This is a genomic window from Mesorhizobium amorphae CCNWGS0123 (assembly GCF_001686985.1).
In the GTDB taxonomy this organism is placed as follows: Bacteria; Pseudomonadota; Alphaproteobacteria; order Rhizobiales; family Rhizobiaceae; genus Mesorhizobium; species Mesorhizobium amorphae.
Window position 1 is genome coordinate 2,790,197 of record NZ_CP015318.1, and the last position, 21,956, is coordinate 2,812,152.

The following is a 21,956-nucleotide window of genomic DNA, read 5'->3' on the forward strand; positions in this document are numbered from 1 at the left end:
GTCGGATCGTTTCCGACTGCTACAGCCGAGGGCAGGGGGCGGTCAAATGGAGAAGGAAGGGCCTCAACTCCGCCCGTTCACCAAATCTCCCACGATGTCGTACCTCCCTGAAATGCGCATCTTGTAGACCTCGTAATTCTCCATCACGCGCTGCACGTAACTTCTTGTTTCCGTGTAGGGAATCCGCTCGATCCAGTCGACGACGGCGTCAACGTCCTTGCCGCGCGGGTCGCCGTACTTCGCCACCCATTGGGCGGCGCGGTTGGGACCGGCATTGTAGCCGGCGAAGGTCAGCACGTAGGAGCCGTCGAAGCGCTCGAGCTGCTCTCCGAGGAAAGCCGAGCCCAGGGTCGCATTGTAGCCGGCATCGCTGGTCAGCCGGGTCTGCGAAAATGTCAGTCCCGCCTTCTTCGCCAGTTGCCTGGCGGTGCCCGGCATCAATTGCAGCAGCCCGCGCGCGCCGGCGCTGGAGATGGCGCCGACATTGAACTCGCTTTCCTGGCGCGCAATCGCATAGGCCAGCGCCTTGCCCGAGCCGGAGATGTTGGCGGTGTCGGGAATGACGCCCAGCGGATGCGACAGCGCCCCGACATCGATGCCGCGCGCGCCGGCGATCTTGCCGATCTTCAGCGCCATGAAATGGTTGTCCTGCTTTTCCGCCAGCACGGCGAGCAGCGCCAGTTCGCCCGGACTGGTCAGTTGCCCGGCGAGGTCGCGGTAGAGCGTTTCGGCGTAGCGGTCGTAGCCTGCCTCCTGCAGCCGCTTGATGGCGCTGACGGCCTCTCGGGCCGCGAAGTTCTGTCGGTCAGCGGCGCTCGGCGAGGGATAGGCGATGTTGAGGCTCCTCAAGCCCACGCGCTCGCCAGCAAGCTGGCCATAGAAGGTGGTGCCGTAAGCGGCGGCGCGAGAGAAAAAGTCCTTGGCGTTGCCGGGGCCACCGACCTCTGCCGCGCGGCCGAGCCAGTAATAGGCGCGCGACAGCGACATCGGCCCCTGCGCCAGGTTGGCAATGCGCGCGAAATGCGTGGCGGCGGTGGCGGGATCGTTGAGGCCGCGCAGCGCGTACCAGCCGGCATGGAACTCGGCCTCGGCGGCGTTGGCGGCACTTTCGGCGGCATGCGCGGCGACAATTCTGTAGGCGGTCTTCATGTCGCCCTGGTCGACCAGCTCGCGCGCCAGCACCCGGCGCTCCACCCACCAGGCGTCTGGATCGACCAGCGCCTCGCGGTCGCTCGGCGCCTTCATCACCACGGCCGCCGCATCGGCAAACTTCTGCTGCTTGCGCAGATATTCGGCCTGCGCAAAGAAATAGCCGGCCGAACGCTGCGCGGCGGGCACCGCATTCAGCAGCTTGGCCGCATTCTTGTCGCCCTTGGACACGGCCGCCCAAGCATCGGCTAGCGGCTGGGCGCCGGCGAGGCCGGCGATGCGCAACGCCGAGCTGACCCTGTCGGCATAGAACATGCGCTCCATGCGGAAGCGATGGTCGGCGGCCGGGATCAGCGCGCCGAACTCCTTGGTGACCGCAGTCTCGTCCTTGGCCTCGAGCTTTTCCGTGCGCCAGAATGGCGACAGCACCGAACGCGCTGCCTTGGCATTGCCCAGCGCGACATAGGAGCGGGCAAGGATAATCACGCCTTCCGGTGTCAGCGGCTGGCTGCCGTCGAAGGCCTTCACCGCGGTCTGCGGCGAGGGGTTCTCGCGATAGAGCGCGCGCTCGCTGTTCTTGCGCAGCGCGATCGTGCCCGGCCAGTTCGGCAGCATCTTGGCGGCGTCGGCGATGTCGCCGCTCGGCACCTGGTCGCCGCCATAGAGCGCGATCGCCCAGGCCAGTATATGGCGGTCGAGCGAATCGGCCGGCAGTGCCTCGCGCACCTGGCGCGCGCCGCCAATGTCGTTGGCCGCCAGCCTGTCGAGGCCGCTCTTCAGCAGGGCGATGCTGGGCGAGGGGCGCGCATCCTGTCGGCCCGGATCCGACTGGCTCTGCAAGTCGGGCATCGGGATCGCCGACGTCAGTTGCACATCGACGCTACCGCCGATCGCCATGCCCGGGATCAGCGCGAGCGTGGCGCCCAGAAGCGCGAAACGATGAGGCCGCCGGGTCGGCATTATCTTGTCCTTACGCACTACCAGCAAGGCTGAGACGCCTCGAAGCCTAGACTTAGGTCGTGAAGAGCACGTGAATGAAAGGTTGTCGAGGTCGTTCGAATTGCGCCCGCTGGCACCATGGCAATGCTTGCCGCGCAACAATGTCGAGACTATGGTGCGCGGCTTCGCTTTCGGCTAGAAGGCGCGCACTATAGACCGACCGACAAAACACCAATGCATGTCGCCCAAAAGTGGATACCGGTTTTGGGACCGCGACATGCATAAACCAACGAAGTCCCAAGGAGTTGGACGACATGCTGAGAGGCTCGCTGACCGCGCTCGTGACACCGTTCGAAAAGAGCGGGCGTTTCGACGAGAAAGCCTTTCGCGCGTTCGTCGAATGGCAGCTCGCCGAAGGCACAACTGGGCTGGTGCCCGTCGGCACCACCGGCGAGTCGCCGACGCTGTCGCATGACGAGCATCGCCAGGTCGTCAAAGTGTGCATCGAGGTCGCCAACGGGCGCGTTCCGGTCGTCGCCGGTGCCGGCTCCAACAACACCGAAGAGGCCGTCGGGCTGGTGCAATATGCCGAGAAGGCGGGCGCCGATGCGGCTCTCGTCGTCACGCCCTATTACAACAAGCCGACGCAGCGCGGTCTCTATGCGCATTTCGCCGCCGTCGCCAAGGCGACCAGCCTGCCGATTATCATCTACAACATCCCGCCGCGCTCGGTGATCGACATGAGCCCGGAGACGATGGGCCAGTTGGCACACGACTTCAAGAACATCGTCGGCGTCAAGGATGCCACCGGCAAGGTCGAGCGCGTTTCCGAGCAGCGCGCCACCTGCGGCAAGGATTTCATCCAGCTTTCCGGCGAGGACGCCTCCGCACTCGGCTTCAACGCCCATGGCGGCGTCGGCTGCATCTCGGTGACGTCGAATGTCGCGCCGAGGTTGTGCGCCGAATTCCAGGAAGCCACCCTTTCCGGCGATAGCGCCAGGGCGCTCGACCTGCAGGACCGTTTGCTGCCACTGCACAAGGCGATCTTCATCGAGCCTGGCCTGTGCGGCGCCAAGTACGCGCTGTCGAAGCTGGGCAAGGTCGAAAACGTCGTGCGCTCTCCGCTGGTGACGATCGAGGCTTCGACCGCCGAGAAGATCGATCAGGCCATGAAGCACGCCGGCTTGATAAATTAGGGATGAGGCGCCACCTCTCCACATCATGAATCAAGTCAGAAAAGCCGATCCCAACAACAAGACCGTTGCGGAAAACCGCAAGGCGCGGTTTTCCTATGAGGTGCTCGACACGATCGAGGCCGGCCTGGTGCTGACCGGCACCGAGGTCAAGTCGCTGCGCCAGGGCCAGGCCAACATCCAGGACAGCTACGCCTCGGTCGAGGGCGGCGAGATCTGGCTGATCAACTCCTATCTGCCGGAGTATCTGCAGGCCAACCGCTTCAACCACGAGCCGCGCCGGCGCCGCAAGCTGTTGCTCAACAAGCGCGAGATGGCGAAGCTGTCGCAGAGCGTCGACCGCGAAGGCATGACGCTGGTGCCGCTGAAGATCTATTTCAACGACCAGGGCCGCGCCAAGCTCTTGCTCGCCGTCGGCCGCGGCAAGAAGCTGCACGACAAGCGCGAGACCGAAAAGCAGCGCGACTGGTCGCGCGAGAAGGGCCGGCTGCTGAAGGAACGTGGGTGAGAAACATCAGGCGATAGCCTGAAAAAAGCCCCAAGCGTTTGGCTTTCAAGTTTCGAACAGCGGAGCCAGAGAAGCGCAACAGGGGATAGTCTTGAAGAACCGGATCATCCTCTGGGGCGCGGCTGGCTTGGTCCTTGCGGGTCTCGTCGCAGCGGGTGGGTTTCTCTACTTCCGCACCTTCTCGCCGGACCGCGACAGATATCCGGTCAGGGGCATCGACGTTTCCCATCATCAGCACCAGATCGATTGGCGGCGCGTAGCCGCCGACGATGTCGCCTTTGCCGTCATCAAGGCGACCGAAGGCGGTGATCATGTCGACGATGCCTTCGCCGCTAATTTGCGCGAGGCCCGCGCCGCCGGGCTCGCGGTCGGCGCCTATCACTTCTTCACCTTCTGTCGGCCGGGCGCCGACCAGGCGAAGAACTTCATCTCGGTGGTGCCGCGTGACGGGCCGCTGCTGCCGCCGGTTGTGGATATCGAATTCGGAGGCAATTGCCCGAAACGGCCGTCGCCCGAACAGTTGAACGCCGAACTCCAGGCTTTCCTCGGTCCGGTGGAAGCAGCCTTCGGTAAGCCGGCGATCATCTATCTGATCGACGAGGCGGCGGATGCCTATTCCGGACAGATCGCCAGCCGCCGGCGCTGGGTCCGTTCACTGGCGCTGTGGCCGGGCCATGACGACTGGATTTACTGGCAATACCACAACAGGGGTCGCGTCGATGGCATCAGCGGCGATGTCGACCTGAACGTCCTGCAGGGCGGGCAGGAAAAGCTGGCCGAACTCTTCTCTGCAGAAACGCTGCGATCTCCTTGAACAGATTCAGGAACATTGCTGCCGTCAGAACACCTGTGCTGTAGGAATGCTGCGCTCACGCCGCCGCTTGTGACCTCTGCGGATCAATCGTCACATTCGCGTCACCCCAGGCTTTGAGCGCTGTGACTACCGGCTCCAGGCTCTTGCCGCGCTGGGTCAGGCTGTATTCCACCTTCGGCGGCACCTCGGCATAGACCTTGCGGGCAATCAGCCCATCCGCCTCCATCTCGCGAAGCTGGTTGGTCAGCATGCGCTGCGTGCAATTCGGGATACGCCGGCGGATCTCGTTGAAGCGCAGTGTGCTTTCCAACAGATGGTAAAGCACGACGCCTTTCCATTTTCCGTCGATATAGCGGAGCGTGCCCTCGACGGTGCAGCCGGGGCTGCAATCGAATCGCTCATGGCGAATGCGCGGCATGACGGTATCCTTTTCGACACTATGTGCTTTATATGTGCATTCTTGCACTTTGCGCACATAATCCGCATCTCTGCTCCAGACAACGCTCAACAGCAATCGCGGAGAAACCAGAATGCGCGCCGTCGGCTATAAGATACCAGCCCCCATCACTGATGAGGCGTCCCTCGTCGATATCGACCTGCCGAAGCCGGAGCCGAAAGGCCGCCAACTGCTGGTCGAGGTGAAGGCGATCTCGGTCAATCCGGTCGACACCAAGATCCGCAAAAGCGCCAAACCCGAAGTCGGAAGCTGGCGCGTGCTTGGTTGGGACGCTGCCGGTCGGGTCGTCGCCACGGGGCCAGACGCCGGCCTGTTCAAGCCCGAAGACGACGTCTTTTATTCGGGTGCGCTCGCGCCGCAAGGCACCAATGCCGAGTTCCATCTCGTCGATGAGCGCCTTGTCGGCCGCAAACCGGGTTCGCTCAGCTATGCGCAGGCTGCGGCGCTGCCATTGACCGCGATCACCGCCTGGGAGGCGCTCTTCGACCGCCTCGATGTCAAGAAACCTGTCACCGGTGCCGCGAACGCCATCTTGATCATTGGCGGCGCCGGCGGCGTCGGCTCGATCACGGTGCAGCTTGCGCGCCAACTGACCGATCTGACGGTGATCGCTACCGCATCGCGGCCCGAGACGCGCGACTGGGTGCTCGGGCTTGGTGCTCATTATGTCATCGACCATTCGAGGCCACTCGCCGCTCAAGTCGCGCCCCTCGAGATCGGCGCGCCGGCCATTGTGTTCTCGACGACCAATACCGACAAGCATTTGGCCGACATCGCCGAATTGATCGCACCGCAGGGCCGTTTCGGGTTGATCGACGACCCCCAGACGCTCGACATCAATCCGTTCAAGCGCAAGAGCGTTTCGGTCCATTGGGAACTGATGTTCACCCGCTCGCTATACGAGACGCAGGACATGGCCGCGCAGGGCGAGCATCTCAACGAACTGGCACGGCTTGTCGACGACGGTACTATCCGCACCACGCTGGGTGAGACATTCGGCACTATCAATGCCGCCAATTTGAAGCGCGCCCATGCGCTGATCGAGACCGGCAAGGCCAAAGGCAAGATCGTGCTGGAGGGGTTCTTATAGGCCGGCGTTAGCTCCGCAGGAATTCCGCGATCTCGCTGAAAACCTTGACGAACATCGCTTCGGTCAAAACACCGGTGTTGGTGTTGTAGCGCGAGCAGTGATAGCTGGAAAACAGCGTGATGCCGCCGGCTTGTAGCTGTCCGCCATGTTTGAACGGATAGGTGGCGACGCGCTGTCCTAGTGCCCGCACCGTCGACTGATGCGCGATCGAGCCCAGCGCCAGCACGGCGCGCAGGTTTGGGAAGCGCGCGATGGTCGGCACCAGGAATGTCCGGCAGGTGGCGATCTCCGCACCCACCGGCTTGTTTTCCGGCGGCACGCAGCGCACCGCATTGGTGATCGCGGTGCCGACGAGTTGCAGCCCGTCATCCGGCCGCGCCTTGAACTCGCCGCGTGCAAGACCGTGCGCGATCAGCGTCGAATAGAGCAGGTCGCCGGCATAGTCGCCGGTGAAGGGGCGCCCCGTCCGGTTCGCGCCGCGCAGGCCGGGCGCCAGGCCGACGATCAAAAGCCTGACGGCATCCTCGCCTTCGGGCGGCAGAAAGGTCGGCACCGGCGCGTTGAACCAGGACGGTTCGCGTTGCCGCCAGTCGGCGATGAAATCATGCAGCCGCGGGCAGAGCGGGCAGTCGCGGCCGGGTTCGGGGGAGGTAGCGGCGACCAAGGCCGCCGCCGTCAAAAATCGTCCTCGTCGACTTCGGCCGGCTCGGGCCGGCGCACCGGCCGCTCGGACGGATCGCGGCCGACTTCGTTCTTCAGTGTCATCAGGTCCATGAAATGATCGGCCTGGCGGCGCAGATCGTCGGAGATCATCGGCGGCTGCGAGGCCATGGTCGAGACGATCGAGACCTTGCGGCCGCGCCGCTGCAGCGCCTCGACCAGGGTGCGGAAATCGCCGTCGCCGGAGAAGATAACGTAGTGGTCGACGACATCGGCGAGTTCCAGCGCATCGACGGTCAGTTCGATGTCCATATTGCCCTTGATCTTGCGGCGGCCGGTCGAGTCGGTGAATTCCTTGGCCGGCTTGGTCACCACCTTGAAGCCGTTGTAGTCGAGCCAGTCGATCAGCGGCCGGATCGAGGAATATTCCTGATCCTCGACCAGCGCCGTGTAATAGTAGGCGCGCAGCAGATAGCCGCGCTTTTGGAAGCTCGACAGAAGCTTGCGATAGTCGATGTCGAAACCCAGCGCCCGCGAGGTGGCGTAGAGATTGGCGCCGTCGATGAAAAGGGCGATTTTCTCACGAGGGTCGAACATGGAAAAATTTCCTTTTCGAAAATAGGCGGTCGTCTAAATGCGTGCGTGACTATCGGCCGGTCTCTGAAAATAGACCTTATGGCCTTCCTTATCCGAGATAGCGCCAGTTTTACGGCAATCCAAGCTGCATTGCCGCATTGCAAGCAATTGTGATCGGTGCGCAATCGTCGCTGCCAGGCGTGTCGCCAGATCTGGTACCGATCCGTCTTCCGCCCGGGCCAGGGGCGTGTATTGCCAAGAAGCTTGTATTTCGGCGGCGTTCGGGTTATGGACCGCGCCTGTTTTCCATCAAATCCAGGCTGAAAGGGGCAATTCATGGCCCGCGTAACCGTTGAAGATTGCATCGACAAGGTCGACAACCGCTTCGAACTCGTGCTCCTGGCCGGCCACCGCGCCCGCCAGATCAGCCAGGGCGCGCAGATCACCGTGCCGCGCGACAACGACAAGAACCCGGTCATCGCTCTGCGCGAGATCGCCGACGAGACGCTGTCGCCCGACGATCTCAAGGAAGACCTGATCCACTCGCTGCAGAAGCATGTCGAGGTCGACGAGCCGGAAGCCGACGGCGAGGTGATCGCCGATCAGACCGGCACCGCCGTTGCGGCGACCGATGCCGACGACGCCGAGGACAACATCGCTTTCGACCGCATGACCGAGGAAGACCTGCTTGCCGGCATCGAAGGCCTGGTCCCGCCGGAAAAAAGCGACGACTATTGATCTTCGCCGACGCTGCCGACACTTTCGCGTCGGCAGTTTCGTGGCTATCTATGACATGCGCCGGATGCATATTCGGCGCATGATTCATTTCAGCACCGCGAGATCCCGCCCATGATGCGTCAGTATGAGCTTGTCGAGCGCGTCCAGCGCTACAAGCCTGACGTCAACGAGGCGTTGCTCAACAAGGCCTACGTCTATGCCATGCAGAAGCATGGCCATCAGAAGCGCGCTTCCGGCGATCCTTATTTCTCGCATCCGCTCGAAGTCGCCGCCATCCTCACCGAAATGCATATGGACGAGGCGACGATCGCCGTTGCCTTGCTGCACGACACGATCGAGGACACCACCGCGACCCGGGCCGAGATCGACGAACTGTTCGGCCCGGAAATGGGCAAGCTGGTCGAGGGCCTGACCAAGCTGAAGAAGCTCGACCTTGTCTCCAAGAAGGCCGAGCAGGCGGAGAATTTGCGCAAGCTGCTCCTGGCGATCTCGGAAGACGTGCGCGTGCTTCTGGTCAAGCTCGCCGACCGCCTGCACAACATGCGCACCCTCGACCATGTGCCGGAAGCCAAGCGCCTGCGCATCGCCGAGGAGACAATGGACATCTATGCGCCGCTGGCCGGGCGCATGGGCATGCAAGGCATGCGCGAGGAGCTGGAGGAGATCGCCTTCCGCTACATCAATCCGGAAGCCTACCGCGCCGTCACCGCCAGGCTGGCCGAGATCTTCGAGCGCAACAAGGGCGTGCTGTCCGAGATCGAGAAGTCGCTGTCCACCCTGTTCGAAAAGCATGCGATCAAGGCCGGCGTGAAAAGTCGCCAGAAGAAGCCGTGGTCGGTGTTCCGCAAGATGGAGGCCAAGGCGCTGTCCTTCGAGCAGCTGTCCGACATTTTCGGCTTCCGCGTCGTCGTCGATACGGTCGAGGACTGCTACCGCGCGCTCGGCGCCATCCACACCGCCTGGTCGATGGTGCCCGGCCGCTTCAAGGACTACATCTCGACGCCGAAGCAGAACGACTACCGCTCGATCCACACCACCATCGTCGGCCCGTCGCGCCAGCGCGTCGAACTGCAGATCCGCACCCGCGAGATGAACAAGATCGCCGAATATGGCGTTGCCGCGCATTCGATCTACAAGGACACCGGCGGCAAGACGAACGGTGCCGCCCACGCGATCTCGAAGGAGACCAACGCCTATGCCTGGCTGCGGCGCACCATCGAGCAGCTGGCCGAAGGCGACAATCCCGAGGATTTCCTCGAGAACACCAAGCTGGAACTGTTCCAGGACCAGGTGTTCTGCTTCACGCCAAAGGGCATGCTGATCGCGTTGCCGCGCGGCGCGACGCCCATCGACTTCGCCTATGCCGTGCACACCGATGTCGGCGACACCTGCGTCGGCGCCAAGGTCAACGGCCGCATCATGCCGCTGATGACCGAATTGAAGAACGGCGACGAGGTCGAGATCATCCGCTCCAAGGCGCAGGTGCCGCCGGCGGCCTGGGAATCGGTGGTCGTCACCGGCAAGGCGCGATCCGCCATCCGCCGTGCCACCAAGAATGCCATCCGCAAGCAGTATTCGGGTCTCGGCGCCCGTATCCTCGAACGCGCCTTCGAGCGCGCCGGCAAGAGCTTCACCAAGGAAGGCCTGAAGCCGGTGCTACACCGGCTGGCGCGCAAGGACATCGAGGACGTGTTGGCCTCGGTCGGCCGCGGCGAACTCGCCTCGACCGATGTCATGAAAGCGGTGTTCCCCGACTACAAGGACGAACGCGTCACTGTTGCCGCGCCCAAGCAGCGCGAGGAAGGCTGGTCGAAGATCCGCAATGCCGCCGGCATGCTGTTCCAGATCCCGGGCCGCGCGGCACGCAAGGACAAGGACCAGCCGCGCGACGGCGCAGTTCCCATCCGCGGCGTCCGCGGCGACCTGCCGGTACGCTTCGCGCCGGAAGGCGCGGTGCCCGGCGACCGCATCGTCGGCATCGTCCAGCCGGGAACCGGCATTACCATCTATCCGATCCAGTCGCCGGCTCTGCAGGCCTTCGACGACCAGCCCGAGCGCTGGATCGACGTGCGCTGGGACATTGACGAGCGCACCAAGGAGCGGTTCCCGGCCCGCGTCTCGGTCACCGCCATCAACGCGCCGGGCTCGCTCGCCGACATCGCCCAGGTCGTTGCCTCCAACGACGCCAACATCCATACATTGTCTATGGTGCGCACCGCGCCCGACTTCACCGAAATGCTGATCGATCTCGAAGTCTGGGATCTGAAGCACCTCAACCGGCTGCTGTCGCAGCTCAAGGACAATTCGAGCGTCAGCGATGCGCGGCGCGTCAATGGCTGACAATCTTTTTAGGGACAAGGCAGGATGAATACCGACGAAGTGCTGGGCATTTTCCGCGAGGCCGGCGCCGTTCTCGAAGGCCATTTCATCCTGACGTCGGGCTTGCGCAGCCCGGTCTTCCTGCAGAAGGCCCGCGTCTTCATGCATGCCGACAAGACCGAGCGCCTGTGCAGTGCGCTGGCCGAAAAGATCCGCAAGGGCGTGCCCGGCCGCATCGACTATGTCGTCGGCCCGGCGATCGGCGGATTGATCCCGGCCTATGAGACCTCGCGCCATCTCGGCGCGCCGGCGATCTGGGTCGAGCGGGAAGGGGGCGAGTTCAGGCTGCGCCGCTTCGAAATCGCCAGGGGATCGCGCGTCGTCATCGTCGAGGACATCGTCACCACCGGCCTGTCGATCCGCGAGACCATCGACTGCCTGCGTGAGCTTGGCGCCGAGGTGGTGGCGGCCGCCTGCATCATCGACCGTTCGGCCGGCAAGACCGATGTCGGCGTCCCGCTGATCGCGCTGGCCGAATATGAGGTTCCTGCCTATCCGGCCGACCGGCTGCCGCCCGAACTCGCCGCCATACCGGCCGTCAAGCCCGGCAGCCGCAACATCTGATGTCGCCATGCATGAAAACAAGCACTTGAGCGCTTCGCCTGAATCTCTTCGGGAGCGACGCACGCTGACCGCGACGCCGTGATGATCGCCGGCATCGACCATTTCGTGCTGACGGTTCGTTCGGTGGACGACAGCTGTGCCTTCTACCAGCGTGTGCTTGGCATGAAGCGGCACGACGAGCCGAACCGGCCAACGGCGCTGCTGTTTGGATCGCAGAAGATCAATCTGCACGAGGTCGGGCGGACCTTCGAGCCGAAGGCCAAGGCGCCGACGCCGGGCTCAGGCGATTTCTGCTTGGTCGCCGCTAGGCCGCTTGCCGAAATCTGCGCCCGGCTCGCCGCCAACAACGTTGCCGTCGAAGTCGGCCCGGTCGAGCGTACCGGCGCCCGCGGCCCGATGATGTCTGTCTACTTTCGCGATCCGGACGGCAATCTCGTCGAGGTCAGCGATTACAACAGGTAACCCGGGAACGAAGCATCGGCAAGGCCGGGTTGCGGCCAACCCTGTTCACACCCGCCGCAGCGGTTAGGTCATCGTCCAGGTATGACGAAAGCTTGGTCTGCCAAAGCCACAGCTCAGGCCAGTTCGGCTTCCACAGGGCAGTCGAGGCAAGCGGTATAGTTGCAGAGCCGGCAAACACGGTATGCATGGTCCTCGGTGCTGACGAGCCCACGCAGCAGCTTAGCGGCAAGTTTGCCGAATTCCTGCAACTCCTCCGAGCTTAGAACGGCGAGCGCTGACGCGAGCCCCGTCTGACGAGCAGCAAGGATAGCGCTGCAGGTCGTCTCGCCCAAAGGCGTAAGCCTTAGCGCTACCGCGCGATGGTCGTCAGGCGCCGAGAACCGAGCCGCCAATCCTTCCGCGACCAGTCGATCGACCAGTCTAACGGTGCCCGAATGGGACAGCGACAAGGCGCGGCGCAGCCTCTCGATCGACAGGCCCGGTACGTGGCCAATCAGGGTGATCGCCGAAGCCGCAGGGCCTGGCTCCGGTGCTTTGGCTTGAGCGTCTCGCTGCAAGGTGTCCGCAAAGGCGAGCGCCAGGGCGCCAATCACATTTTCAATCTTGGAATCGGCCATCGGCAAAAAATATATGCTCGGAGCATATACATCAAGGGCGAATTATTATATGCTTGGAGCATACAAATCGAAGGAGGAAGGCTATGGTTACCTCTGCAACCGCCAACGCGCCGTTCGTGGCGCGTCTCAACAAAGCTGGCAATCGCCTCGCCGCCATCGGTCGCGCGGTAACCCTTTTGGGGGTGGTGCTCCCTCTGCTGCTCATTGGCATTTTGAAATTCACCGCAATCGAGATCGAGGCGCTTCGGCCATTCGTCGAGAATACGCCTTGGCTGGCATGGCTCTATCCCGCACTCGGATTTGCGGGGGCCTCCTACTTCTTGGGCGTGGTCGAACTGGCCACCGCGCTTCTGCTGGTGGCATCTGTCCGCAGCGTCTGGGCTGGCCTCGTGGGGGGTGCCATCGGTTCAGTCACCTTTGCGCTGACGTCCTCGACAATGCTCACCCTGCCGATTTGGGAAACGGGATCCGGAGGGTTTCCCTTCCTCAACGGGTTAGGTGCCTTTCTGATCAAGGATGTCGCCTTGCTCGGAGTGAGCTTGGTCATATTGGGGAGCAGCCTTCAGCAACTCGTATCCGACCTCGACCGGGAAAGTTGATCGTCGGGCCGCGCCTTCCATACAGGCGCCCTGAAGTCGTCTCCTGTGGCAGAGCATCGCGGCAGCGTTTCGTTGTCTTGGGGCTTGGGCGTCGCTATATCAAAGTCGTTGTTGCCTTTGGGACCTCAAAGCGCAAGATATGGCAGTGGTGCCCGGCCGGGATGGCCGGAGTTGCCGGCGTTGACAAATCAGGAACTGGAACAGAGTGCTTTTTCGACGCCGCGAGCCTGATGGCCTTTTGGAGCGGGTGCGTACCTATCTGTGGCCGCGCCGCTCGTTCTCGCGTTCGCTTCAGTATTTCTCCAAGCGTATCCTGCGGCTGAAGGCAACGCCGCACGCGGTCGCCGCCGGTGTCTCGGCCGGCGTCTTCGCCTCGTTCTTCCCGCTCGGCTTTCACTTCGTCATCGCCGCCGTGCTTTGCTGGGTGATCGCCGGCAATCTGGTGGCTGCCGCGCTCGGCGCGGTGTTCTTCGGCAATCCGCTGACTTTCCCACTGCTGTGGGGCGCATCCTGGGAGACCGGCAAGCTGATCCTGCACGAGCACCTGCCAAAGCATGGGCCACCTGAGCATCTTGGCGAAATGATGCACACGCTTTCGTTTGCGAGGTTGTGGCACCCGGTGCTGGAGCCGATGCTGATCGGTGCCGTTCCGCTCGGCCTGGTCTTCGGGTTTGTGTTCTACGGCATCACCCGCTGGGGCATGACGGTCTTTCGCGAGCAACGGAAGAGGCGCATGGACGAGCGGGCGCAGAAGGCCAGGCACGGCGGACGGGAAGTTCCCGCGGAATGATCATCGGCATCGGCAGCGACCTGATCGATATCAGACGCATCGAGAAGTCGCTGGAGCGCCACGGCCAGCGCTTCATCCAGCGCATCTACACCGAGGTCGAGCAGGCCCGCTCAGAAGCTCGCCACGGGCGCGCCGCCTCCTATGCCAAGCGCTTCGCCGCCAAGGAGGCCTGTGCCAAGGCGCTGGGCACCGGCCTGGCGCAAGGCGTGTTCTGGCGCGACATGGGCGTCGTCAACCTTGCCAGCGGCAAGCCGACCATGGCGTTGACTGGCGGTGCTGCCGCAAGGCTGGACAAGATCCTGCCTGCGGGGCACCGCGCGTCAATCCACCTCACCATCACCGATGATTTTCCGCTTGCTCAAGCCTTTGTGATCATTGAGGCGTTGCCCGTCGAACAAGCGCCACATTGATTGCATCTGACCACCGGCATGACGTTGCCCAGCGCGCGCCGAGACTCTATACCATCCAACGCACAATCGAGGACGACATGAGGGTGGCTGAAAAATCCGAGAAGAAATCCGGCGGGCTTGGCGAAACCGTCAGCGTCATCATTCAGGCGTTGGTGCTTGCGCTGGTCATCCGCACGCTCCTGTTCCAGCCGTTTTCGATCCCGTCCGGGTCGATGCGGCCGACCCTGCTCGAAGGCGACTATCTGTTCGTCACCAAATGGTCCTACGGCTATTCGCACTATTCGCTGCCGTTCGGCCCCGACATCTTCTCGGGCCGCATCTGGGGCGCCGCGCCCAAGCGCGGCGACGTTGCGGTGTTCAAGTTCCCGCCGGACCCGTCCGTCGACTACATCAAGCGCGTCGTCGGCCTGCCGGGCGACAAGATCCAGGTCAAGGACGGTCAGCTCTTCATCAATGGCGTCGCCGTGCCGCGCGTGAAGACGGGACAGATCGACAACCCTGACATCACCGAGGCCCAGGGCCCGGTCGACGTCTATCGCGAGACGCTGCCCAACGGCGTCTCCTATGACACGCTCGACCTGACGCCCAATTCGATCGGCGACAACACGCGCGAATTCGACGTGCCGCCCGGCCATTATTTCATGATGGGCGACAACCGCGACAATTCCTCCGACAGCCGCTTCACCGTCGGCTTCGTGCCGGAGGAGAATCTTGTCGGCCGCGCCAACATCATCTTCTTCTCGATCGCCGACGGCGCCAGCCCGCTCGAGATCTGGAAATGGCCGTCGCTGATGCGCGTGTCGCGCCTGTTCAACTTCGTCGACTAGGCATGGCGGCGACAAAGCGGTTGACCGCCGATGCGCTCGCCGAAGCGCTCATGCAGCGCACCGGCCACGCCTTTGCCGACCGCCAGCGTCTGCAGCGCGCGCTGACCCATGCCAGCGCCCGCTCCACCCATGCCGGCGTCGACTATGAGCGCTTCGAGTTCCTCGGCGACCGCGTTCTCGGCCTTGTCGTCGCCGACATGCTGCTCGCGGCATTTCCGGACGCCGCCGAGGGCGAACTGTCGCTTCGGCTGAACGCCCTGGTCAATGCCGAGGCGCTGTCCGAGATCGCCGAGGAGATCGGCCTGCCGGAGCTGATCCGCGCCGGTTCCGACGTGCGCGGTCTCGACGGGCGCAAGCGCGTCAATTTGCGCGCCGATGCGCTGGAATCGCTGATCGCCGTGCTCTATCTCGACGGCGGCCTGGAGGCGGCTCGCGCCTTCATCCATAAATTCTGGCAGCCACGCTCGCTGGCAATCGGCGCCGCTCGTCGCGATGCCAAGACCGAATTGCAGGAATGGGCGCATCAGGCGGCGGCGGGCGCCATGCCGGCCTACCGCATCGACGGCCGCGAAGGGCCTGACCACGATCCGCTGTTCACGGTCAGCGTCAAGGTTGGCCAGTTTGCGCCGGCCATTGGCAGTGGCCGCTCCAAGCGAGAGGCCGAGCAGGCGGCCGCCGCAGCACTGCTTATGCGCGAAGGCGTCTGGGTCGCATCGGCGCAAAAATCGGAATCGATTTTTGGAGAGCACGATGCGTAGATTGAAAGCCTTAGAGCGTCCTTTGCGCGTCCAAGAGGACGCGCGGCGCTCTAATGAAGGGAGCGCGGCATGACCGCCACCGAAGACCTCGCTCCGGCGACAGAAGGTCCCGCCACGCGCTCCGGTTTCGTCGCGCTGATCGGCGCGCCCAATGCCGGCAAGTCGACGCTGGTCAACCAGCTGGTCGGCGCCAAGGTGTCGATCGTCACCCACAAGGTGCAGACCACCCGCGCCATCGTGCGCGGCATCGCCACGCATGAGAACGCGCAGATCGTCTTCGTCGACACGCCGGGCATCTTCAAGCCGAAGCGGCGGCTGGACACGGCCATGGTGACCACCGCCTGGGGCGGCGCCAAGGATGCCGATGTCGTGCTTTTGCTGATCGATGCCGAGCGCGGCATCAGGGGCGATGCCGACGCCATCCTCGAGCGGCTGAAGGATGTGCGCCAGCCGATGGTGCTGATCCTCAACAAGGTCGACCGCGTCAAACACGAGGCGCTGCTGGCACTCGCCGCGGCCGCCAACGAACGCGTGCCGTTCAAGCGCACCTTCATGGTCTCGGCGCTGACCGGCTCCGGCTGCAAGGACCTGCTCGACTATCTGGCGGAGACGCTGCCGGCCGGTCCCTGGTATTATCCCGAGGACCAGATCTCCGACCTGCCGATGCGCCAGCTGGCGGCCGAGATCACCCGCGAAAAACTGTATCTCAGGCTGCATCAGGAACTGCCTTACTCCTCCCATATCGAGACCGAGAAATGGGAGGAGAAGAAGGACGGTTCGGTGCGTATCGACCAGACCATCTATGTCGAGCGCGACAGCCAGAAGAAGATCGTGCTTGGCCACAAGGGCGAGACCATCCGCGCCATCGGCCAGGCGGCGCGCATGGAGATTGCAGGCATCCTCGAACAGAAGGTGCACCTGTTCCTGTTCGTCAAGGTGCGCGAGAACTGGGGCGACGACCCCGAGCGCTATCGCGAAATGGGGTTGGAGTTTCCGCACTGACGGCAAAAAAGACGCGGCGCCCGGATAAGGGCGCCGCACTCATTTTGCGGTTTTTGTTCAGCCCGCAGCGACGGCAAGCTGCGTCTTTGGACGGCGGATAAAACTTTCGGTGCCATAGCAGGCGACGATAGCGACCGCGATCACCGCCCAGATCGCAACGCCGATCCACTGCTGCTGCACATAGTCGCCATCGACGAACACCTTGCCGAGGAAGCGCACGCTGTTCTGGTGCGTGACGTGCATGATGAAGGCGAGCAGCACGCTGCCGGTGTTCTGGTAGAGCCAGGTGAACACCACCGCCGCCAGCACCACGTTGATCGTGCTGTAGAGCGAGAGGTCGCCGACCAGGCCAAGCGGAAAATGCCAGACGGCCCAGATCACGCCGAGGATGAGGCTGCCGGTGAGCGCCGAATCACTGGCAAGCAGGCGAGGCGTCGCAAAGCCGCGCCATCCCGGCTCTTCGCCGAGCGGGCCGCTGAAGACGGCATAAAGCGCGATGATCGGCAGCATCTCGGCCATGGCGGGAATGTTGCCCCACGCCGGTGCTGCCGCGCCGAGCAGCGGGTTTATCAGGGTCGAAGCAAGCTGCGCTCCGAACGGCAGGCCGAACGCCACCAGATACCAGAAGGGATGCACCCGCCATTTCACCATCGAGGCAAGGATGGCCTTCACCGAACCCCAGCCGCCGGACAGGGCCGCGACGATGAAACCGGAAACGATCGGGCCGAAGGTGAACCAGGGTATGCTGTCGCCATTCGACAGCCAGAACGGGATGAAGGCCAGCCAGGTCAGGCCGAGCGTCAGCGAAAAGAAGGATATCAACTGGTGCCTTCGCACCAGGTCCAGGAAGGAAGTCATGTCGGGTCCTCTCAGCGGGCAGGTGGTCACGAGAGGTCGCCGGGCTGCCCGATCGGTCGACATGCATCTGGAACGAGCCGGTCGAATTGTTCGGCGGTCGGTCAACCTGTGCTTACTGCCGCCAGCGCGGTCAAAAATCCCGAGCGCTTTCCGATCGATTTCCGATATTTGCCATTGGCAGCATTCCCCGGGCCCGGCCCGGTCCAATCTTGATTTCGCCGTCCGATCGGTGACAAGCTCCCGTCATGGAATGGCGCGACGAGGGAATCATTCTCGGCACCCGCAAGCATGGCGAAACCAGCGCCATCCTCGAGGTGATGACGCGCGCCCATGGCCGCCATCTCGGCCTGGTGCGCGGCGGCCGCTCGCGCAAGCAACAGCCGGTGCTGCAGCCCGGCAACCGCGTCGACCTGCTCTGGCGGGCGCGGCTCGACGAGCATCTCGGCACCTTCCAGGCCGAGGCGATCGAGATGAACGCCGCACGGCTGATGGACAGCGCGGTGGCCGTCTACGGCCTGCAGACCATGGCCGCGCATCTGCGCCTGCTGCCCGAACGCGACGCCCATGGCGGCCTCTACGAGACGCTGGCCGTGATGATCGCCCATCTCGACGATGCCGACGCCGCCGGCGAACTGGCGGCGCGTTTCGAACTGCTCATCCTCGACGAGCTCGGCTTCGGCCTCGATCTCAGCCAGTGCGCCGCGACCGGAACAAGGCAGGATCTCGCCTATGTCTCGCCGAAATCCGGCCGGGCCGTCTCGCGCGCTGCTGGTGCTGCCTGGCACGACAAGATGCTGGCGCTGCCGGCCTTCCTTCAGCGCTCAGGCCCCCGCGCCGACCAGGCGGCGCTAGAAGACGCCTTCAGGCTGACCGGCTTCTTCTTCACCCGCCACGTCTACGAGCCGCGCGGCCTCGAGCCGCCCGATGCCCGTGCAGGCTTCCTTGCAGCGCTGCGCAAGCACCATCTGCCTGGCAAGGCAATTGCCGTGGAGGTTGCCGGACAGTAGCGGAAGCGTTTAACCGGCTTTCTGCCGCTCCACGAAATCGTCAAGGATGGCGCGCTGGCCTTTCAGGATCTTGAGGCCGGCCTCCGGCAAAGAAAACCAGCCGGCTTTGTCCACTTCTGGAAACTCCTTCATCGAGCCGGACCTTGGCGGCCACTCCATCGTGAACATGTTGCTTCTGATAGCGTCTGCGTCGACCTCCGCTTCGACGCTCCATGCGATCACGATCTTGCCGCCCGGTTGACGATAGCTGCCGACAGGCTCGAAATGTCCATCGATCGCGAAGCCGAGTTCCTCTTCGGCCTCGCGTTGTGCGGCCGCCAGTTCACTTTCGTTCTCGCCGACAAGCCCCTTGGGGATCGACCACGCGCCGTCATCCTTTCTTGCCCAGAACGGGCCGCCGGGATGGACCAGCAGAAACTCGAGAATGCCGGCGTTTCTCCTGTAGATCAGCAGGCCTGCACTTCGATTCGGCATCGACAATCCCCATCGCTTTTGCCGCGAGCAGCCGAGGATACCACGAGTATTTGGCAGCTGGCGGCAGGCAACCTCCTTGTCAGCCCATCCCAGGTCCTTTTCGACGCGACGGTAAGGGATAAAGGCTTTAAGCCGCTGGCATTTGCCGACGAAACATGCTCGATCTTTCCTGCCACCCATCTGGCAGTGCGTTGAGCCTAGGGACCGGCCGTCCGGCCGCCGCATTTGTCAGTGACAACTGGCCTGGTTTGGGGGAGCCGCCATGTTTGAGAGCCTGATCGGCCTTGCCGCCATCATCGCCCTGTTCGTCATCATTTCGCGCCAGCAAAGCCGCATCGGCCTGATCGAACGCGAACTCGGCGCGCTGCGCAGCCTCGTGCTTTCGAGTGCGGTGCCGTCTGCCGCCAAGCCAGCCGAACAGGTGGCGACCGACGGCAAGCCCGCAGATGCTGCCCCGGCAGCTGCTGCAGTTGCCGATCTTGCCGCCTCACCGGCGAGCGACGCCGTTTCGGCAGAGACACCGGCAGTCCCAGCCGAGGCTGCAAGCGGCGGTGTCGTGGCCGGACCGTGGGACAAGGACGAGGCGAAGCCGGCGGCAGAGCCCGCCGAGCCGGCGGCGGCAAAGGCCGCGCGCCAGACCGACGTCGAGACGGCGCTCGGCACCCGCTGGGCGGTCTGGGTCGGCGGTATCGCGCTGGCATTGGGTGGGCTGTTCCTGATCCGCTACACCATCGAGGCCGGCATTTTCGGCCCCGGCGTGCGGCTCGCCATGGCCGCGCTCCTCGGCCTGGTACTGATCGCCGGTGCCGAGTTCATCCGCCGCACCGGCTTCAAGGTGCCGGTGCAGGGCGCTGCCGGCGCCTATATCCCGGCGATCCTGACGGCCGCCGGCGCCTTTATCCTGTTCGGCACCGTCTATGCCGCACATGGCATTTACGGCTTCATCGGTCCAACGGTCGCCTTCACCTTGCTTGGCGTCATTGGCGTGGCGACGATCGCCGCCGCCTTGGTTCACGGCCAGGCGCTGGCCGGCATCGGCCTGGTCGGCGCCATGGTGACGCCGGCGCTTGTCGCCGCCGAGGCGCCCAATCCCTGGGCGCTGTTCGGCTATCTAAGCGTTGTGCTCGCCGCCACCGGCGTCATCGCCCGCATGCGCGACTGGAAGTTGCTGATGGCCGCGGCCTTCGCCGGCACCGGCATCTGGACCATCTTCTACATGACCGAAGCGCCCGGCGTGAACCTCTCCACCGTCCTGTTCATCAATGCCGTCACGCTTGCCTTGCTCGCCTTCGTCTGGCTCGGTCGCCGCGACGAGGCAGGGCCCGCAAGCCCGTTCGACTGGCCGTCCATCGCGCCGGCTTTCTTCGTCGCCTTTTCGGCACTGGGCCTGTCCGTCGATCCGGCCTTCGCCGCCGCCGGCTATGCCTTGCCGGGCGCGGTTCTGCTCGCCGCCATGCTGGCCGTCGCGCTCTATCGGCCAACAGCGCTGCCGCTTCTCCATGCCGCCGGGCTGGTCACGGTGATGATCTATCTCGGCATCATCCCGCCGACCTCCATAGGGTCAGATTTTGTCGGCGGCAGCCTCGGCGTCGACGGCCAGCCGGCGGTGGTGTCCGATGCCTTGACGCGCAACATCGGCATCGGACTTGGCCTGCTGTTCATCGCCGCCGGCTTCTGGGCCGCGCGTCGATGGGCGGCCTCTATGCCGATCCGCGCCGCGTCCTGGGCGGCATGGGGCTCCATCGCCCCGCTGGTCGTTCTGCTGGCGCTCTGGTTCACCTTCGGCAATCTCGATCGCGATCTTCTCTACGCTGCGGTTGCTGCTCTTCTGGTCGTCGTCTTCGCTGCCGGCGGCGAGTGGATCGCGCGCGCCGAAGAGCCGCCGCTCAAGGGCGGCGCTTCCGTGTCTTTCGCGCTTGGTGGCGCGGCGGTCGCCGGCCTGCTGATGCTGCATATGGCTTTCGGCTCCGGCTGGACCACCGTTCTCATTGGCGCCGCGGCCATCGTGCCGGCGCTGGCGACGCGCTGGCGGTCCTATCCGGTGCTCGGCTGGATCTCGGTCGCCGCGGTCATCGCCGTGCTCGGCCGCGTCGCCTTCGACCCGACGATCGTCGGTGCCGGTTTGCTGTCGACGACGCCGGTCTTCAACTGGCTGCTGCTTGGATATGGCGTGCCGGCGCTGGCCTTCGGCTTCGCCGCCTGGCAACTGGCCCGCACCACCAATGGCCGGCCGCGCCTGGCCATGGAAGCAGCGGCGGCGCTGTTTGCGCTGCTCACGCTCGCCATGCTGGTGCGCCACGCCATGCATGGCGGCGTCATCGACACGGGTGCGATGACGCTCGCCGAACAGGCGATCTACACGCTGATCGCCATCGGCGCCGGCGCCATCCTGGTCGCCATCGACATGCGCTCGCCAAGCTCGGTGCTGCGCTATGGTTCGATGGCCGCCGGTGTGGTTTCGGTCGCCTTCATCGTTATCCGGCATTTCGTCGTGCTGAATCCATTGTTGTCAGACGAATCGACTGGCCGGATCCCGGTGTTCAACCTGTTGTTCCTCGCCTATCTCCTGCCGGCGGTCGCCGCCGGGGGACTGGCGCTCTACGCCAGGGACAAGCGGCCGAAATGGTATGCGCAGATGCTGGCCGTGGTGGCGGCCATGCTTGCCCTGGCCTACGCCACGCTGTCGGTCAGGCGGCTGTTCAAGGGCGAGTTCATCGGCCTGTGGAGCGGGCTTGGCCAGCTCGAGACCTACACCTATTCGGCGCTGTGGCTCGCCATCGGCGTGGCGTTGCTCACCGCCGGCGTCTGGCTGAAGTCGCAGGTGCTGCGCATCGCCTCGGCGGCGCTGATTGCGATTGCCGTGCTGAAGGTCTTCCTCTTCGACATGTCGGAGCTGGAAGGCGTGTTGCGCGCGCTGTCCTTCATCGGTCTCGGCGCTGTGCTGATCGGCATCGGTCTGTTCTACCAGCGGCTGCTGACGAGGGCAGCCAAGGACGCGGATAAAGACAAGCAGGAACAGGCAGATTCCACTCCCATCCGGGAATAAATCGCTCGCTACCAACGTTATTCCTTTGCTTGGGTGACT

The 21,956-nt window shown here is 64.0% G+C and carries 23 protein-coding genes; 16 read left to right on the forward strand and 7 right to left on the reverse strand.

Translation table 11 applies throughout. From position 1 onward, the window contains the following. Positions 1–63: 63 nt before the first annotated feature. Positions 64–2,109, reverse strand: a complete 2,046-nt coding sequence (locus tag A6B35_RS12895) for a lytic transglycosylase domain-containing protein (RefSeq protein WP_065518192.1) — start codon at positions 2,107–2,109, stop codon at positions 64–66. Positions 2,110–2,402: 293 nt separating this feature from the next. Between A6B35_RS12895 and dapA the strand changes: the two genes are divergently transcribed. The 3 genes from dapA to A6B35_RS12910 all read left to right on the forward strand — a co-directional run bounded on the left by dapA (position 2,403) and on the right by A6B35_RS12910 (position 4,603). After that, entirely contained in the window at positions 2,403–3,284 is an 882-nt protein-coding gene (gene dapA, locus A6B35_RS12900; RefSeq protein WP_006202220.1) for a 4-hydroxy-tetrahydrodipicolinate synthase, read from the forward strand. Between the two features lie 25 nt (positions 3,285–3,309). Further along, positions 3,310–3,789, forward strand: a complete 480-nt coding sequence (gene smpB, locus A6B35_RS12905) for an SsrA-binding protein SmpB (RefSeq protein WP_006202221.1) — start codon at positions 3,310–3,312, stop codon at positions 3,787–3,789. A 91-nt stretch (positions 3,790–3,880) separates the two neighbouring features. Beyond that, complete coding sequence (locus A6B35_RS12910; protein WP_006202222.1) at positions 3,881–4,603, forward strand: glycoside hydrolase family 25 protein; 723 nt, start codon at positions 3,881–3,883, stop codon at positions 4,601–4,603. Positions 4,604–4,658: 55 nt separating this feature from the next. On the opposite strand, the gene A6B35_RS12915 is transcribed toward A6B35_RS12910, so the two are convergent. Next, positions 4,659–5,021 (reverse strand): winged helix-turn-helix transcriptional regulator, encoded by a 363-nt coding sequence (locus tag A6B35_RS12915; RefSeq protein WP_006202223.1) that lies wholly within the window; start codon positions 5,019–5,021, stop codon positions 4,659–4,661. Between the two features lie 112 nt (positions 5,022–5,133). Here A6B35_RS12915 and A6B35_RS12920 point away from each other — a divergent pair, with 112 nt between their 5' ends. Next, positions 5,134–6,150 (forward strand): zinc-binding alcohol dehydrogenase family protein, encoded by a 1,017-nt coding sequence (locus A6B35_RS12920; RefSeq protein WP_006202224.1) that lies wholly within the window; start codon positions 5,134–5,136, stop codon positions 6,148–6,150. Positions 6,151–6,157: 7 nt separating this feature from the next. Here the strand turns inward: A6B35_RS12920 and A6B35_RS12925 are convergent, their stop codons facing one another. Together A6B35_RS12925 and A6B35_RS12930 are read right to left on the reverse strand one after the other, a co-directional pair. After that, positions 6,158–6,829: a uracil-DNA glycosylase gene (locus A6B35_RS12925; protein WP_006202225.1), complete on the reverse strand. Its 672-nt coding sequence runs from the start codon at positions 6,827–6,829 to the stop codon at positions 6,158–6,160. Next, entirely contained in the window at positions 6,826–7,407 is a 582-nt protein-coding gene (locus A6B35_RS12930) for a LabA-like NYN domain-containing protein (RefSeq protein ID WP_006202226.1), read from the reverse strand. Before A6B35_RS12930 ends, A6B35_RS12925 begins: the two co-directional genes overlap by 4 nt. Positions 7,408–7,722: 315 nt before the next feature. Between A6B35_RS12930 and rpoZ the strand changes: the two genes are divergently transcribed. The 4 genes from rpoZ (at position 7,723) to A6B35_RS12950 (ending at position 11,529) form a co-directional block, all read left to right on the forward strand. Next, complete coding sequence (rpoZ, locus tag A6B35_RS12935; protein ID WP_006202227.1) at positions 7,723–8,124, forward strand: DNA-directed RNA polymerase subunit omega; 402 nt, start codon at positions 7,723–7,725, stop codon at positions 8,122–8,124. Between the two features lie 111 nt (positions 8,125–8,235). Beyond that, positions 8,236–10,464, forward strand: coding sequence for a RelA/SpoT family protein (locus A6B35_RS12940; protein WP_006202228.1), 2,229 nt, complete (start codon positions 8,236–8,238; stop codon positions 10,462–10,464). Positions 10,465–10,488: 24 nt separating this feature from the next. Next, a complete protein-coding gene (gene pyrE, locus A6B35_RS12945) occupies positions 10,489–11,067 on the forward strand; it encodes an orotate phosphoribosyltransferase (protein WP_006202229.1) in 579 nt (192 codons plus the stop codon). An 81-nt stretch (positions 11,068–11,148) separates the two neighbouring features. Next, a complete protein-coding gene (locus tag A6B35_RS12950) occupies positions 11,149–11,529 on the forward strand; it encodes a VOC family protein (protein WP_006202230.1) in 381 nt (126 codons plus the stop codon). A gap of 113 nt (positions 11,530–11,642) precedes the next feature. Here the strand turns inward: A6B35_RS12950 and A6B35_RS12955 are convergent, their stop codons facing one another. Beyond that, positions 11,643–12,146: a MarR family winged helix-turn-helix transcriptional regulator gene (locus A6B35_RS12955; RefSeq protein WP_006202231.1), complete on the reverse strand. Its 504-nt coding sequence runs from the start codon at positions 12,144–12,146 to the stop codon at positions 11,643–11,645. A gap of 83 nt (positions 12,147–12,229) precedes the next feature. Between A6B35_RS12955 and A6B35_RS12960 the strand changes: the two genes are divergently transcribed. The 6 genes from A6B35_RS12960 to era all read left to right on the forward strand — a co-directional run bounded on the left by A6B35_RS12960 (position 12,230) and on the right by era (position 16,532). Continuing rightward, complete coding sequence (locus tag A6B35_RS12960; protein WP_006202232.1) at positions 12,230–12,745, forward strand: DUF417 family protein; 516 nt, start codon at positions 12,230–12,232, stop codon at positions 12,743–12,745. A 205-nt stretch (positions 12,746–12,950) separates the two neighbouring features. Beyond that, entirely contained in the window at positions 12,951–13,535 is a 585-nt protein-coding gene (locus A6B35_RS12965) for a DUF2062 domain-containing protein (protein WP_040582772.1), read from the forward strand. After that, on the forward strand, positions 13,532–13,945 hold the full coding sequence (gene acpS / locus A6B35_RS12970) for a holo-ACP synthase (RefSeq protein WP_006202234.1): 414 nt from the start codon (positions 13,532–13,534) through the stop codon (positions 13,943–13,945). The genes A6B35_RS12965 and acpS overlap by 4 nt, the downstream gene beginning before the upstream one ends. A 77-nt stretch (positions 13,946–14,022) precedes the next feature. Next, positions 14,023–14,772, forward strand: a complete 750-nt coding sequence (gene lepB, locus A6B35_RS12975) for a signal peptidase I (protein WP_040582773.1) — start codon at positions 14,023–14,025, stop codon at positions 14,770–14,772. A gap of 2 nt (positions 14,773–14,774) precedes the next feature. Further along, entirely contained in the window at positions 14,775–15,530 is a 756-nt protein-coding gene (rnc, locus tag A6B35_RS12980; protein ID WP_040582775.1) for a ribonuclease III, read from the forward strand. A 69-nt stretch (positions 15,531–15,599) separates the two neighbouring features. Then, positions 15,600–16,532, forward strand: coding sequence for a GTPase Era (era, locus tag A6B35_RS12985; RefSeq protein WP_006202237.1), 933 nt, complete (start codon positions 15,600–15,602; stop codon positions 16,530–16,532). 57 nt (positions 16,533–16,589) lie between these two features. Here the strand turns inward: era and A6B35_RS12990 are convergent, their stop codons facing one another. Next, positions 16,590–17,390 (reverse strand): CPBP family intramembrane glutamic endopeptidase, encoded by an 801-nt coding sequence (locus A6B35_RS12990; protein WP_006202238.1) that lies wholly within the window; start codon positions 17,388–17,390, stop codon positions 16,590–16,592. 245 nt (positions 17,391–17,635) lie between these two features. On the opposite strand from A6B35_RS12990, the gene recO reads away from it, so the two are divergent. Then, positions 17,636–18,397, forward strand: a complete 762-nt coding sequence (recO, locus tag A6B35_RS12995) for a DNA repair protein RecO (RefSeq protein ID WP_006202239.1) — start codon at positions 17,636–17,638, stop codon at positions 18,395–18,397. A gap of 9 nt (positions 18,398–18,406) precedes the next feature. Here the strand turns inward: recO and A6B35_RS13000 are convergent, their stop codons facing one another. Further along, positions 18,407–18,871, reverse strand: coding sequence for an NUDIX hydrolase (locus tag A6B35_RS13000; protein WP_006202240.1), 465 nt, complete (start codon positions 18,869–18,871; stop codon positions 18,407–18,409). Between the two features lie 262 nt (positions 18,872–19,133). On the opposite strand from A6B35_RS13000, the gene A6B35_RS13005 reads away from it, so the two are divergent. Beyond that, positions 19,134–21,917, forward strand: a complete 2,784-nt coding sequence (locus A6B35_RS13005) for a DUF2339 domain-containing protein (RefSeq protein WP_006202241.1) — start codon at positions 19,134–19,136, stop codon at positions 21,915–21,917. Positions 21,918–21,956: the final 39 nt, after the last annotated feature.

Coding starts and splice junctions, on each gene's coding strand:
- A6B35_RS12895 (WP_065518192.1), bottom strand. CDS start 2,109: ATGCCGACCCGGCGGCCTCATCGTTTCGCGCTTCTGGGCGCCACGCTC.
- dapA (WP_006202220.1), top strand. CDS start 2,403: ATGCTGAGAGGCTCGCTGACCGCGCTCGTGACACCGTTCGAAAAGAGC.
- smpB (WP_006202221.1), top strand. CDS start 3,310: ATGAATCAAGTCAGAAAAGCCGATCCCAACAACAAGACCGTTGCGGAA.
- A6B35_RS12915 (WP_006202223.1), bottom strand. CDS start 5,021: ATGCCGCGCATTCGCCATGAGCGATTCGATTGCAGCCCCGGCTGCACC.
- A6B35_RS12920 (WP_006202224.1), top strand. CDS start 5,134: ATGCGCGCCGTCGGCTATAAGATACCAGCCCCCATCACTGATGAGGCG.
- A6B35_RS12930 (WP_006202226.1), bottom strand. CDS start 7,407: ATGTTCGACCCTCGTGAGAAAATCGCCCTTTTCATCGACGGCGCCAAT.
- rpoZ (WP_006202227.1), top strand. CDS start 7,723: ATGGCCCGCGTAACCGTTGAAGATTGCATCGACAAGGTCGACAACCGC.
- A6B35_RS12940 (WP_006202228.1), top strand. CDS start 8,236: ATGATGCGTCAGTATGAGCTTGTCGAGCGCGTCCAGCGCTACAAGCCT.
- pyrE (WP_006202229.1), top strand. CDS start 10,489: ATGAATACCGACGAAGTGCTGGGCATTTTCCGCGAGGCCGGCGCCGTT.
- A6B35_RS12950 (WP_006202230.1), top strand. CDS start 11,149: ATGATCGCCGGCATCGACCATTTCGTGCTGACGGTTCGTTCGGTGGAC.
- A6B35_RS12955 (WP_006202231.1), bottom strand. CDS start 12,146: ATGGCCGATTCCAAGATTGAAAATGTGATTGGCGCCCTGGCGCTCGCC.
- A6B35_RS12960 (WP_006202232.1), top strand. CDS start 12,230: ATGGTTACCTCTGCAACCGCCAACGCGCCGTTCGTGGCGCGTCTCAAC.
- acpS (WP_006202234.1), top strand. CDS start 13,532: ATGATCATCGGCATCGGCAGCGACCTGATCGATATCAGACGCATCGAG.
- lepB (WP_040582773.1), top strand. CDS start 14,023: ATGAGGGTGGCTGAAAAATCCGAGAAGAAATCCGGCGGGCTTGGCGAA.
- rnc (WP_040582775.1), top strand. CDS start 14,775: ATGGCGGCGACAAAGCGGTTGACCGCCGATGCGCTCGCCGAAGCGCTC.
- era (WP_006202237.1), top strand. CDS start 15,600: ATGACCGCCACCGAAGACCTCGCTCCGGCGACAGAAGGTCCCGCCACG.
- A6B35_RS12990 (WP_006202238.1), bottom strand. CDS start 17,390: ATGACTTCCTTCCTGGACCTGGTGCGAAGGCACCAGTTGATATCCTTC.
- recO (WP_006202239.1), top strand. CDS start 17,636: ATGGAATGGCGCGACGAGGGAATCATTCTCGGCACCCGCAAGCATGGC.
- A6B35_RS13000 (WP_006202240.1), bottom strand. CDS start 18,871: ATGCCGAATCGAAGTGCAGGCCTGCTGATCTACAGGAGAAACGCCGGC.
- A6B35_RS13005 (WP_006202241.1), top strand. CDS start 19,134: ATGTTTGAGAGCCTGATCGGCCTTGCCGCCATCATCGCCCTGTTCGTC.